The sequence below is a fragment of the Ruminococcus sp. RTP21484sp1_RTP21281st1_A8_RTP21281_210402 genome (assembly GCF_040914025.1).
GTDB classification, from domain to species: domain Bacteria; phylum Bacillota; class Clostridia; order Lachnospirales; family Lachnospiraceae; genus Blautia_A; species Blautia_A faecis.
This window is the reverse complement of sequence record NZ_JBCPGE010000010.1, coordinates 29,639-43,046: the sequence shown is the minus strand read 5'-3', so window position 1 is coordinate 43,046 and position 13,408 is coordinate 29,639. Positions and strand designations below refer to the sequence as shown.

12 protein-coding genes, 3 pseudogenes and 1 riboswitch are annotated in these 13,408 nt (G+C 42.2%); of the genes and pseudogenes, 9 read left to right on the top strand and 6 right to left on the bottom strand.

The genetic code is table 11. The annotated features are described in order from the left end of the window. The first annotated feature begins 44 nt into the window (after positions 1–44). The 5 genes from AB5170_RS06665 (at position 45) to pnuC (ending at position 6,020) form a co-directional block, all read left to right on the top strand. Entirely contained in the window at positions 45–815 is a 771-nt protein-coding gene (locus AB5170_RS06665; protein WP_148461148.1) for a hypothetical protein, read from the top strand. A 14-nt stretch (positions 816–829) separates the two neighbouring features. Next, positions 830–2,623, top strand: coding sequence for a DUF262 domain-containing protein (locus tag AB5170_RS06660; RefSeq protein ID WP_148461149.1), 1,794 nt, complete (start codon positions 830–832; stop codon positions 2,621–2,623). 26 nt (positions 2,624–2,649) lie between these two features. Beyond that, positions 2,650–3,693: a virulence RhuM family protein gene (locus AB5170_RS06655; RefSeq protein WP_148461150.1), complete on the top strand. Its 1,044-nt coding sequence runs from the start codon at positions 2,650–2,652 to the stop codon at positions 3,691–3,693. Between the two features lie 669 nt (positions 3,694–4,362). Further along, on the top strand, positions 4,363–4,803 hold the full coding sequence (locus AB5170_RS06650) for an N-acetyltransferase family protein (RefSeq protein WP_368361289.1): 441 nt from the start codon (positions 4,363–4,365) through the stop codon (positions 4,801–4,803). A gap of 587 nt (positions 4,804–5,390) precedes the next feature. After that, positions 5,391–6,020: a nicotinamide riboside transporter PnuC gene (gene pnuC, locus AB5170_RS06645; protein WP_368361288.1), complete on the top strand. Its 630-nt coding sequence runs from the start codon at positions 5,391–5,393 to the stop codon at positions 6,018–6,020. Between the two features lie 209 nt (positions 6,021–6,229). Here pnuC and AB5170_RS06640 read toward each other — a convergent pair. From AB5170_RS06640 to AB5170_RS06620, 5 genes and pseudogenes are all read right to left on the bottom strand, one after another. After that, a pseudogene (locus tag AB5170_RS06640) lies at positions 6,230–6,727 on the bottom strand (recombinase family protein); the annotation flags it as partial. A 37-nt stretch (positions 6,728–6,764) separates the two neighbouring features. Further along, positions 6,765–7,456, bottom strand: a pseudogene (locus AB5170_RS06635) (phage tail tape measure protein); the annotation flags it as partial. Positions 7,457–7,545: 89 nt separating this feature from the next. Beyond that, the gene (locus AB5170_RS06630) at positions 7,546–7,827 is read right to left on the bottom strand and encodes a type II toxin-antitoxin system YafQ family toxin (RefSeq protein WP_148461153.1); all 282 of its coding nucleotides are present in this window, start codon (positions 7,825–7,827) and stop codon (positions 7,546–7,548) included. Then, positions 7,824–8,096 (bottom strand): type II toxin-antitoxin system RelB/DinJ family antitoxin, encoded by a 273-nt coding sequence (locus AB5170_RS06625; protein ID WP_118578232.1) that lies wholly within the window; start codon positions 8,094–8,096, stop codon positions 7,824–7,826. Before AB5170_RS06625 ends, AB5170_RS06630 begins: the two co-directional genes overlap by 4 nt. Before the next feature lie 84 nt (positions 8,097–8,180). Next, entirely contained in the window at positions 8,181–8,387 is a 207-nt protein-coding gene (locus AB5170_RS06620; protein WP_195991589.1) for a hypothetical protein, read from the bottom strand. Between the two features lie 67 nt (positions 8,388–8,454). On the opposite strand from AB5170_RS06620, the gene AB5170_RS06615 reads away from it, so the two are divergent. Next, a complete protein-coding gene (locus AB5170_RS06615; RefSeq protein WP_295261993.1) occupies positions 8,455–8,655 on the top strand; it encodes a hypothetical protein in 201 nt (66 codons plus the stop codon). A 74-nt stretch (positions 8,656–8,729) separates the two neighbouring features. Further along, a riboswitch (cyclic di-GMP riboswitch) is annotated at positions 8,730–8,820 on the top strand. Positions 8,821–8,898: 78 nt separating this feature from the next. Here AB5170_RS06615 and AB5170_RS06610 read toward each other — a convergent pair. Further along, positions 8,899–9,033, bottom strand: a pseudogene (locus tag AB5170_RS06610) (DUF6783 domain-containing protein); the annotation flags it as partial. A 55-nt stretch (positions 9,034–9,088) separates the two neighbouring features. Between AB5170_RS06610 and AB5170_RS06605 the strand changes: the two are divergent. From AB5170_RS06605 to AB5170_RS06595, 3 genes are all read left to right on the top strand, one after another. Further along, positions 9,089–11,470, top strand: a complete 2,382-nt coding sequence (locus tag AB5170_RS06605) for an ATP-binding protein (RefSeq protein ID WP_368361287.1) — start codon at positions 9,089–9,091, stop codon at positions 11,468–11,470. 30 nt (positions 11,471–11,500) lie between these two features. Then, a complete protein-coding gene (locus AB5170_RS06600) occupies positions 11,501–12,307 on the top strand; it encodes a response regulator (RefSeq protein ID WP_330602859.1) in 807 nt (268 codons plus the stop codon). Between the two features lie 241 nt (positions 12,308–12,548). After that, complete coding sequence (locus AB5170_RS06595; protein ID WP_148461155.1) at positions 12,549–13,304, top strand: ThiF family adenylyltransferase; 756 nt, start codon at positions 12,549–12,551, stop codon at positions 13,302–13,304. Positions 13,305–13,408: the final 104 nt, after the last annotated feature.

Below are 13,408 nucleotides of genomic sequence, written 5' to 3'. Positions count from 1 at the left end.
GGTGTTTGTAGGCAGTGGATTAGATGGCAAGGAGGAATGAATGAGTGGCAGATATTAAATACCTGTTGAAATTTGGAAAGAGAGAACATTTGGAAAGTCTAGTAAGTGGAAATATATATTGTTCAAATGCAATTACTTTCTGGGGGATTGAAGATAAACTGAAAATCAAAGGACAAGGAGATATTCTTGAAGCTGGTACTAGAATGTTTGCTCAAAAAATGATAATGCAGCATCCAGATACCAAAGAGGTAATTGCAAAATGTGGAAAAGCAAATGGCTTGGTGAGAATAGAACCAGCAGAGAAAATGCCAGTTTTTTGTATGTTTGCTGTTTATGAAGACGATTGCAAAGTCGATATTACTGGAGCTTCAATCATCAATCTTTCAGATGATAAAAAACAGACTATTAGGGAACACTTCCCTAATGCTGATGCTGTTGCAGTAATTCCGAATCCTGAGGAATTTATTGAAGATGTTAAAAGAAGTATCGGTACTGAGATTAAGGCTGAAAAAGTCAATTATTTTCATATAGATAAAGGTTACGAAACCACCGATGGTGAAATAGCTATGGACATGGAGTATATGAAATATTTGATGCAAGATGCATCTCCAGAAAAAGTAGACGGAGGAATAAGATATACTTTTTATGCGGATTATGCATTTAGAGTTTTATTCTGCAAAGATGTATTTTTTGAGCAAGAACAGGAGTATAGAATAGTTCTTCCAAATGAGACTATAGAGGCTGGAAAGAGTTATCCCGTGCGGCTTTCAAAAGATTACGAAATAATTGATTTACATACTTTCTTTGATAATTAGAGGAGGGCGTAAACATGCCAACAACGATAGAAGTAAATAAACAAAGCGTGGAAGCGCTCCTGGGTAGCGGAAAATCAAAACCGTTTGTCATTCCTGAGTACCAGCGACCATATGCTTGGACGGATGAACAGGTAGAAACACTTTTTGAGGATTTATGGGATTTTACTGCTACAAGTGGCGGTACAGAAAGAGAGAGTTCCTACTTCCTCGGAAGTGTGGTTTCCTACGAAAATGAAGATGGTGAGCAGGAAATAATTGATGGACAGCAGCGTATTACGTCTTTGTTTCTGCTGCTACGTGCAATTTATACGAAGCTTGTTGCTACGCCTGCATCAGAGCGAACGGCAGAGGCCAATAACTTTATTGGAAAGATTGAGCCTACTATCTGGAGAACCAATAAACTTACTGGAACGGTGGATTTCAAAAATATCCTTTTGACCTCACGTGTTGTGAATAACGAAGGAAATGAAATTCTGCGATCAATCTTGGAAACCGGAAAAGCGGATGAGGATGCGAAAGATAACTATTCAAAGAATTATCGCCATTTTCAAGAGTTGTTTGATAAGCATTCCACAGAGAATCCATTGATGGTATATCAGTTTATCTATGCGCTCTTGAACCAGGCTATTCTGCTTCCTATCACAGCAGACACCCAGGATACTGCGTTGACTATTTTCTCAACGTTAAATGATAGAGGTCTTCCTCTGTCGGACGCAGATATTTTTAAGGCAAAGATTTACAACCAGCTTGCGCCGGATGATAAGAAGGCATTTATTGACCGCTGGAAAGATTTAGATGAGCAGTCTACAGATGCTAATGAAAGCATCCAGCAGCTGTTCTACTACAATATGTTTTATTATCGAGCACTGGATAAGGATACGAAGACGACTACTCCTGGTGTCAGGAAGTATTATGCGGTTAATAAGTTTGAACGCTTGTATAAGCCTGAATTGTTGGATACTCTTTTTGTTATCCTGAATCTGTGGAAGGTTGTAAACAAAGGAGAGGAACTTGAAGATGAAGCCTGGTCCAAGAATATTAAAATTAGGCAGACACTGGATATTCTGACTTCATATCCGAACGAGTACTGGAAATACCCGGTTGTTATTTACTATGTTTGCTACAGGAATGAAGAAAATTTTGAAACACGATTTGCTCGGTTCTTGAATAAGCTGCTCATGGAGCTGATGACAAAATACTTGATGATACCGACAATCAATGCTGTAAAGCCGGATATTCTGAAGCTGAATTCTGCAATTGTAGCATCGGATATACCTACGTTTGAATTTAAGACTGTCGATATGACACAGCTGGAGCCATATATCCAGAATCCGAATCGTAATGTAGTGCGTATGCTTCTGAAGACGCTTGCGTATGAACATCAGGATGATTTGCTTCCGGCTAAGTGGGAGATAGAGCATATCTTTCCACAGAAGTGGCAGACGAATTATTTTCCGGATGAGCCAGACGCAACCATCAAAGAGAAAATTGAGCATATAGGCAATAAGCTCCCATTCGAAAAGAAGCTGAACATTGTCGCTGGTAATGGATATTTTGGCAAGAAGAAAAAAGAGTACATAGCTTCCAAAATTGTAATTACTAAGGCAATGGGAACCTCTGATGTAATGGATTGGAACCTGGAATCCATCACGAAACGTGATATTCGTGTATCTGATGAGGTTGTCAAAATCATGAACAGATGGAATAACGAATATTTAAACACTCCGGTCAGCGAGGGTAAGGCGGGCGAACCATCTGAGGAAGAATTAGCTCAAATTGAGAAATTTAAAAAGAATGGCTGGATCTAGTGATATGTAGAAGGGAGGCATTCTATTTGGCAAAGAAAAAAGATGAAATAACCATCCGTTCCAGCGCAGCAGAGTACCTGACCTATGTTGCCTCTGTAGGTGATCAACAGGACAGCATAGAGATGCGCTATGAGGATGAGAATATATGGCTGACACAGAAGATGATGGCCACATTGTATGATGTTGGTTCACCAACGATAAATGAACATATTAAAAAAATATATGCGGATAGTGAATTGGAAGAGGCCGCAACTATTCGGAATTTCCGAATAGTTCAAACCGAAGGTTCTCGCCAGGTCACACGCGATACCAAGCACTATAGCCTTCAAATGATCATTGCCGTAGGCTTCAAGGTCAATTCCGAGCGTGCGGTACAGTTCCGAAAATGGGTAAACCAGATCGCAAAGGACTACACCATCAAAGGCTGGGTCATGGATGATGAGCGGCTGAAGCGCGGAACGTATCTGACAGAAAAGTATTTCGATGAGCAGCTAGAGCGCATCCGAGAGATCCGTGCCAGCGAAAGAAAATTCTATCAGAAGATCACTGACCTGTATGCGACAGCCATTGACTATGATAAAAATGCTGCAACAACGAGAAGATTCTATGCGACTGTTCAGAATAAAATGCATTATGCCGTTCATGGACATACGGCGGCGGAGATGATCGTGGAAAGAGCGGATCACACAAAAGAGCACATGGGATTAACCACCTGGGCAGATGCTCCTGACGGAAAGATTAAGAAAAGCGATGTCACGGTTGCTAAAAATTATCTGAGTCAGGATGAAATGAAGCAGCTGAATCGTATGGTGACGGCATACCTGGATTTTGCGGAAAACATGACCTTACGACATATTCCGCTTACGATGCAGGACTGGGAAAAGAGGCTCAACAGCTTCATTGAAATGTTTGATTATGGCATTTTACAGGATGCGGGTAAGGTGTCCGCAGAAATTGCAAAGCTTCATGCTGAGACAGAATTTGAAAAATATCGCGTGATCCAGGACAGTTTATTCATGTCCGACTTTGATAGGTATATGCTGGAGTTGGAAGAAAGCGCAAAGAAATAAGGATCAGATATCAGGTCGAGACGGTGAAATCAGGCAACTCAACTCCCTGCGAGTGTATGGCAAATCCGTGGTTTGAACGGATGGATTGTGTAGAAGTTAAGCGGCCTTCACTGTCTCAACGGTCGAGACAGTGGCAGGTGGCAGCAGTGTAAACTTGCCTTGCATTGTATAGGTAGAAAAGGCCTTATACCGACTTGTTCCCATAGACTTCAATGGTTAAGACCGAGCATAAGGTGCTGTGGGAGCTTGCTCACAAAGGCACCATTATGCGATGGGCTGTATGCGGCGAATGCCGCGGATAAGCGTAGGAAGCTTTGCTTCCGTAGCGCATCCGGCGTGGCGTAGACAAATTAAAAAACATAGATTCCGAGCTTTTTCGGAGGTTTGGATTTGAAGCCAGACTTTTGAAAAAGCTCGGTTTTCTTATATGGAAACATATCCGCTGCAAAATGTGTGTCAGGTTGTAACCCCGGATTAGATGTCACGATTTGAGACAGTGGATTAGATATGTGGAGAATTGTTTAAATCGGAAGTTGATGGAATGGCCTGGTAGAGATGGTTTCAGCGATGGGGGACGTATCTAACCGAGGCGAAATAATCCCTGCGGAATAAAAGAGGAAGGCAGAGATGCTGATGAATTTCAGTTTATTACAAAAAGGAGAATTAGTCATGATAAGACGAGCAATAGATAGAGATGCATCGAGAATTGCTGAGATATCAGTATTCTCCAAGCGGATGAACTATAGAGAAATTTTTCACGATGATATGGTTTCATTTGGTGAAATACAAGTTTATCCGTTGGCAAAAGAATACATCGAGCACCCAGAGATACTTAAGGAATTTTATGTATATGAAGATGATTTTGTTAAGGGGTTCATTCATATTCAGGGAACGCAAGTCTTGGAATTGTATGTAGATACGTTTTTCGTGGATCAGGGAATCGGAGGTAAATTATTAGATTTTGCCGTAAGTAGGAATTGTAATTCACTATGGGTTCTTGAGAAGAATACAAAAGCGCAGCACTTTTATTTGCAACACGGTTTTACTCCAAGTGGAGTAAGGCAATTGGAAGAGGGAACAGAACAATTTATCATTGAAATGATACGTTGAAGTAAGTAGGTTATTCTAGAAGTTAACTGTACCAAAAACATACAATGGAGAAGCTGTAATCCATTGATATGTTTCCACAAACTGATGAGACGTTGGACATATTTTCGCAAACCAACGAGTAAAAAAGAGAGCAGTTCAGACGTCTCAACGCATGTTGAGACGGTAGTCTTGATGTCAAGAAAATAAAATCAAGTGCCAGAAAGCGGCGTATTTCCGGGCTTTTTCGGAAGTTGGGAATAGAAGCCTAACTCCTGAAAAAGCTCGGTTGTTTTATATGGAAACATATCTACTGCAAAATGTGTGTCAGGTTGTAACCTCGGATTAGATGTCACGATTTGAGGCAGTGGATTAGATGGCAAGGGAAAATTCGGTGAATCGCGATTTGTCAGAGCGTTATAGAGGATAAAATTATGTTTTTTGGATATTATCAATTTCACGAAAGTAATTATGCAATCCTTCATATGCAGAAGGGTGCCATTGCTTCGCAAGAGAAGCATATAAAGGGTATCCAATTTTAAGAGACAACAGGTATAAAATATATCTAATTTCCTGTTGTCTCAAATCAACGTATGAAGGGAATTAGAAAAATGAATAATCCATTTAAAAGAATGACCAAAAGAGAATGGGCACTTTGGTTCGTGTCTATTGCTATTGTTGTTATGTCCAATATTATGGCAGGAAGAGTAGATGCTTTGACACTTACTGCAACTTGTATTGGTGTAACTTCACTGATATTTGCCGCACAGGGAAATGTATGGGCACCGATATTGATGACGATTTTCTGCATCCAGTATGCGATAATATCATACCGTTTTCGCTACTGGGGAGAGATGTTTACTTACTTATTTATGTCACTTCCGATGTCTGTTTGGTCGATTGTGACATGGCTGAAAAATGCGAGAAACAGTAGTGATGGAACAGTAGAAATACGAAAAATTACAAGAAAAGGAGCAGGAGTTCTTGTTCTTTGCAATGTGGCAGTGACAATTGCATTTTATATATTACTAAAAAAACTTAACACGCCGAATCTGATATTTAGTACCATTTCGGTAGTAACAAGTTTTTTTGCTGCATCACTCACTATGTTACGGTCTTCCTATTATGCTTTGGGATATGCATCGAATGACATCGTGCTGATTATCTTATGGATACTGGCATCAATTAAGGACCCCGGGGTATATTCCAGTGGTTGTAAATTTCTTGATATTTTTTCTTAATGACATGTATGGATTCATATGTTGGAAGAAAAGAGAAACAGCACAGTGTTAAGACAATTCTGGTTTGTGGATGTAGAAAATACCCTCCCGGCCATCATGGTCGAGAGGGTGTTGTGCATCTATTGGGATTATTCATCAATATCAATTTTTAGTTCGGACTTAAGCTCCACAGTGAAGTGGTCCTCCCAGACGGTGATTCGCTCGAGCCAGCGCTTTACCAGGGCCTCGTCGATGTATTTCTCGTTTCGGAGGATTTTGTTGATGGTGCTGGTCCACCATTTTGTTTTGCCAGCGCCGGTGAGAATGCTGTCTGCTTCCAGACCTTTTGCGATCCGATCCATCGAATAGCCCTCCAGGTATTCCCGGTAGATGCGCTTTACCACCTCTGCCTGTTCCGGATCGATGATGAGATTCCCATCTGCATCCTTGGTGTAGCCGAGGAAGTGATTGTGATTTACCTGTACCTGGCCATTCTGGTAGCGAAACTGGAGTCCCAGCTTCACATTCTGGCTGAGGGATTATGATTCCTGCTGCGCAAGGAAAGCCATAATCGTAATCAGAACCTCACCCTTGGCATCCATTGTATTGATGGCTTCCTTTTCAAAGAAGACGGGAATGTTCTTATCTTTCAGCTGGCGGATGTATTTCAGGCAGTCCAGCGTGTTTCTGGCAAATCGGCTGATGGACTTGGTGATAATCATGTCGATGTTTTCGGCTTCGCAGTCGTCAATCATCCATTGCCTTTGTATTTGCGTTAGAGCTTGCCGCTGCAAGGATATCTGCGAAATGCCCAGAATCTTTGGCTGTCAGACCAAATGCAGTCAGTGCATCGGTTACGATATCCGATGTGGTGGCGAGGCCCTCACCAGATGCCGCAGTAAGGTTCATGATACCTTCGATACCATCCAGCATGTCGGAGATTTTCCATCCGGCCATCGCCATGTAGTTCATGGCATCTGCAGCCTCGGATGCTGAGAACTTGGTTTTCGCACCCATCTCACGAGCCTTTGCACGAGCTTGTCGAAATCCTCTCCGGTTGCACCAGACACGGTGGCTACCTGGCTCATAGAAGAATCGAAATCAGAGGCTGTTTTTACAGCAGCAACGCCAAGAACTGTAACTGCAGCAGAGGCAGGAAGGAGCTTTTCGCCGGTGGAGGAAACCTTATCGCCTGCAGACTTCAGGTTTTCACCAGCAGTAGCAATCTTCTGCACAGCAGTGGCAGACTGATTGGCCTGCGCTTACAGCTTTTTGAGATATTCTTCCGTTTCGATGATCTCCCTCTGAAGAGCATCATATTTCAGGAGCTTTTCGACATTCTTAAGTTGTGACTGCGTATTCTTGATTTCTGAATTGACACCCTTTAAGGCACTCTGAAGCTTGGTAGTATCGCCACCGATCTCGACCGTGATACCCTTGATTCTACTTCCCGCCATAGCGCACCTCCTTTCCTGGATTTGGGCATAAGAAAAGCACCTACCATTTCTGATAGATGCTTTCTGAATTGCTATTCTGTTTTTTAAATCTATTTTTTGAATAGTTCTGAGTGCGTACCAAGCCTGTAAAGCATGAGTACTAAAACGTTGTTCTGAATCTCATAAATGAGCAACCAGTCCGGTTCGATGTGACACTCACGCGTGCCTTTATAGTTTCCTGTAAGGTCATGATCCCTGTATTTTGCATCCAGCGTACCGCCATTCGCCAGAATATCGATTACCTCAAACAGCTTATCAAGATTTTTATTTTGCTTTTTGGCAAGCTTCAAATCCTTTTTAAACTGATTGGTAAACTGAATGTCGTATTTCATACGTCGAGAGCTGCCTTAAGCGCATCCATACTGGAATAACGCGGAGCAGAAGGATCCTTCATCATTTTTCTGCCATCCTCAATGGCAGCGGCTGTCGTATCATTCGGTACTTCCAGTTTTAATTCAAAAGGAATACCATGCTCACGGATAGCGGTTCTCAGGAACATATTTACAGCAGTTGTCATATTCAGACCAAGCTCATTGAAGATTTCCTCCGCCTGATCCTTGATTGCCTTCTCTGTACGAATATTTAAATTAGTTGTTGCCATACAGAACACCTCCATTCAAGTATAGTATACTCAAATGCGTGTCTAATGTCAACACACTGTCATTATATAAGACACATAAATTTGCTAAAATGCATCAAAATCCCTCTGCGTAGCGATCTGCGCATAGCCTTTGTACTCATCATTGCTGCTTTCTGCGTACATGTCGTTCACCATCCCAATCGTAAGAAGATCCAGATCCCGGATGGAGATTCCGAGCTGTACGCAGCGAAGCAGAAACAAGGGTGTGGTCATCGGGCGGTCAGTTGCGTGAAGTTTTTTTAGACTCCACATCCGTCTGGACATTCTATAGATTGAACAGGTGATCCGTACCGGGACAGCAGACATCGGAGAAAAGTATTTGGCTGCAATCCGTAAGGCTGCCAGTGATTACACAAGAGAAATCTTTCATAAGCTGAGAGAACGGGAATACAATCCGGAGCTGATGCGTTTATATGTAGTTGTTGGTGGTGGCTGCTGCATGATTCAGAACTTCGGGGAATATGACAAAGACAGAGTAACGATTGTGCGAGACATCTTCGACTTTGCGAATGGTTCATAAACACAGATTTTCTATCAAAATATTATTGACGCATCGGAAACTTCATGGTATTTTATTTTTGATAAAAAATGGGATTTATTTAAAGGCAAACTTGCTGAAAGGCAGGGACGCAAAGCCAGAAGGGGCTAAAGTCAGAAAGTCTGACCATGTCAGCCGGTTGCTGCTGTTTCCATATATAGAAAAGACGTGAGAACGGAAGCGATTCCGATACCTTTTATACTATATGTATATGGATGTGTGAGTTTAAAAAGATGTAGCAGGGACACTGGCAGGATGTTTGTCAGGTGTCCTTTTTATATGCCAAAATATGTACGAGAACTTGCCGGAGCATGTTCTGGAGCGTGGTTGAAAAAGCATTCCTACAATCTGCGCGCCACATTTTGCAGAAAGCCTTTTTCAAACACGCATCAAACAGAGTGAGGGTTTTTATAAAATGTTATATAAGGAAAATTATGAGGATAAAATATATTCTTTAAACAAGACGGTACCTGGACAAACACAGGATTTATCACAGGCAATACAGAAAACACTGGAAAATAATGGCGGGGTAGGTATGTTGACCGGATATTATGACCAAAATCTGTCTATTCTGTCTGTGAGTAATCTGCTGCTACATAGTATAGGACATACGTTCGATTCTTTTATGAAGCAGACAAAAGGCTCATTGAAGAAATTTTTTTACGGCAAGGATATAAGTATATTGGATCGAGACCGTTTTTTGCAGATCCACGGAGCCGGGGAAGCGCAGATCCTTACAGCGGACGGTACAGTGAATAATGTACGGCTTTATAAAGAGGATGCGACAGATGAAGCAGGCAGACAGATCTGGATTATGTCCGTACAGGTCAACTGGGATCATGTAAATCTGGCACTGATCAATGAGGCTATCCGTTCCGGCTTCTGGTATTTTGACTGTGACGAAAACAGTGAGATTGTGAATGCAAACTGGAGCCATGAGTTCCGAAAAATGCTTGGCTATCATGATACTCTGGATTTTCCGAATAAACTGGAATCCTGGTCAGATCTTCTGCATCCACAGGATAAAGAAAGAGTAATGATGCAGCTTCAGGCGGCAATTGCGGATAAGACGAATCAGGTAAAATACCAGGTAGAGTACCGTATGAGAATGAAGGATCATCAGTACCAGTGGTTTCGGGCATCAGCAGAAGTAATACGCCGGCTGGATGGTTCTGCCAGCAGGATTGCCGGGATTTTTATTAATATTGATGCGGAAAAAAAAGAAATTATGCAGGCACAAAAGTCAGCTGCTTTCCACCGTGCCTTTACGAAAACAGATCTGTGCGAATATTATGTTAACCTGGAGGCAAACACATTTGATACCTTTAAGGTTGAACCGTCCCTGATGACTGTTTTTGAACAGAGTCATACATGGGATGAACTGATCCGGCATTTTGTGGATTCCTATGTTGTGGAAACAGATAAGAAGGCAGTATCCGCTTTTTATGATCGTGGCTATATTGCGGAAAAACTGAAGGGTCTGGAAACCGAATTGTCTTTGGAGTGCCGAATCACTCTGAAGGGAGAAGAACGATGGGTCCGTAATGTGATCATACGTGGCGAGATAGAGGATTCAGAATATGCCATGATTTTTCTGCGGGATATTACGGAGGCAAAGGTAGAGAGCGCACGGCATCTGCAGATGGCAGCGGATAATGCTTCCATGGAGCAGCTGATTCAGAGCATAGTGCGTCTGGTTGACCGTTTTGTTGTCTGTGATCTGGAAAATGACAGATATGAATTCTACAATCTGAATGGACAGATGATATATAAACCTCTGGGCTTCTATCATGATTTTCAGATGCAGGTTCTTGAAAAGTATAAGACACTGGAACCGTTGGAAGCTATAGATATTCTGATAGCCCCGGAAAATATCCGGGAAAATCTGAAAAGCGAAAATGATATTTATAAGTTTGAGTATTGCAGCCTGGATGAAAAGACTTATAAAATCGCTTCTTATATTCCCTTGGAATGGAAGAATGGAAAGCTGGAAAAGGTATTGCTGGCATCCATGGATGTGACACAGGAGAAGAAAGCAGAGATTGAATCCCGTCAGGCACTGAAAGAGGCTTACCGGTCCGCAGAAAATGCAAATCGTGCAAAAACAGAATTCCTTTCCAATATGTCCCATGATATCCGAACACCGATGAATGCCATTGTGGGTCTGACAGCAATCGCCGGAGCAAATATTGAGAGTCAGGACAGAGTTATTGAATGTCTCAGCAAGATTACAGAATCAAGCCGTCATCTGCTTGGGTTGATCAATGAAGTGCTGGATATGGCACGTATTGAAAGTGGAAAAATGACACTGGCACAGGAAGATTTCAATCTGTCAGAGTTGGTGGATAATCTTATTACACTTACGCGACCGGTGCTTGATGAACATAAACATAATTTTGATATACACATTAATCATATTGAACATGAGGATGTCTGCGGTGACAGTCTGAGGATTCAGCAGGTATTTGTGAATCTGATGAGTAATGCGATCAAGTATACACCGGATGGCGGGAATATTACTTTTTCCATAGAGGAAAAGCCAAATGGATTTTCGGAGCTTGGATGCTATGAATTCACGATTGAGGATAATGGAATCGGTATGTCGCCGGAATTCCAGAAAATCATGTTTGATCCCTTCAGCCGCGCAGATGACCATCGGACAACCAGAGTTCAGGGAACTGGTCTGGGAATGGCAATCAGCAGAAATATTGTAAATCTGATGAATGGTAATATTAAAGTGGACAGCACCTTACACAAGGGAACTAAAATTACGGTAACAATTTATCTTGAACTTTAGGAAAAAGAGAAAGAAAAGGATGAAAATCTGATGAATTTGCCGGTTCTGGTTGTGGATGATGATAAGACATGCTGTGAAAGTACAGTTGCGACATTGAAGGAGATTGGAATTACAGGCGAATGGGTCCTCTCCGGCAGAGAAGCCGTTGAGCGCTGCTATGCACGTCATGAGTTAAAAAATGATTACTTTGCTGTTATTTTGGACTGGAAGATGCCGGATATGGATGGCATAGAAACTGCCAGACAGATTCGGAAACGGATAGGGAAGGAGATTACCATCATTGTACTGACATCTTATGAGTTCAGCGAGATTGAAGAAGATGCAAAGGCAGCAGGTGTAGATGCTTTTATTGCAAAACCGTTATTCCGTTCCAGGCTGACCGCTACACTGCGGCAGTTTGTTTCTGACAAAAAAGAAAAAACAGCAAGGAATTATCTGGAGAATCTGTCAGAAGCAGATTACACAGGAAAAAGGATTCTGCTGGTCGAGGATAATGAGTTAAACAGAGAAATTGCAGTGGAAATCCTGCAGATGACAGGGGCAGAAGTTGAGACAGCCGAAAATGGAAAAATTGCAGTTGAAAAAGTGGAGGTTTCTCCAAAAGACCGGTATGACCTTATTTTTATGGATATCCAAATGCCTGTTCTGAATGGTTATCAGGCAACCGCAGCAATTAGAAGCCTCCCCGGTGAAAAAGGAGAACTGCCAATTGTTGCCATGACTGCCAATGCTTTTGCAGAAGATGTACAGCTGGCAAAAAATACAGGTATGAACGGACATATCGCAAAGCCGCTGGATATGAATAAGCTGAGTGATGTTTTGAAAAAATGGCTGTAATGATACTGCGAACGGAGTGAACAGGAACGCTGTAATTTATTTATGTGTAGGCGAAAAAATAATTGACAGAAAAACACAGTCATTATAAAATATTTCCGAAAGGTAATGTGGACAAAAGTCTGGGTGGATAAGCTTCCCAGGCTTTTTATGTGAAGATAGAACAGACCGCAGTTTTCTTATTGAAAGAGAAATGTCTGTTTGAAAGTCTGTTGCCTGTCTTTCATTGAGGAGAGAAAAATTTATGTTAAATCAGTTTTCAAGAACCCAGCTTCTTCTTGGAGAAGAGGGGATGAAGAAGCTTGCCGGTGCCAGAGTGGCAGTATTTGGAATCGGCGGTGTTGGCGGATATGTGTGTGAGGCGTTGGTGAGAAGCGGGGTAGGTGCTTTTGACCTGATCGATGACGATAAGGTATGCCTTACGAATCTGAACCGCCAGATCATAGCAACGCGAAAAACAGTGGGAAAATACAAGACGGATGTTATGAAAGAGCGTATGCTGGAAATCAATCCGGACGTGAAGGTGGAGACACATAAGTGTTTTTTTCTGCCGGAGAATGCAGACGATTTTCCATTTGAAGAATATGATTATATTGTAGATGCAGTAGATACCGTTACTGCAAAAATCTCCCTTGTCATGAAGGCGAAGGAGAAAGGGGTTCCGATCATCAGTTCTATGGGTGCCGGAAACAAACTGGATGCAAGCCAGTTTAAAGTTGCGGACATTTATAAGACTAAGGTCTGCCCTCTTGCCAAGGTTATGCGCCGCGAACTGAAGAAACGTGGCGTCCGTAAGCTGAAAGTGGTTTATTCCGAGGAAATCCCTACAAGACCGATAGAGGATATGTCCATCAGCTGCAGAACCCACTGTATCTGCCCGCCAGGTGCCAAGCACAAATGTACAGAGCGTCGTGATATTCCGGGAAGCGTAGCATTTGTGCCGTCTGTTGCAGGACTGATCATTGCCGGAGAGGTTGTGAAGGATCTTTGCAAGCCTTGAAAGATCCCACAAAGTGGGGAGTGCAGGTAATTGAGGATTATGCTCTGAAACGTGACGATTATGCAGATTTCTCCCCGAGAGGGAACGTTGTGTTATAATAAACT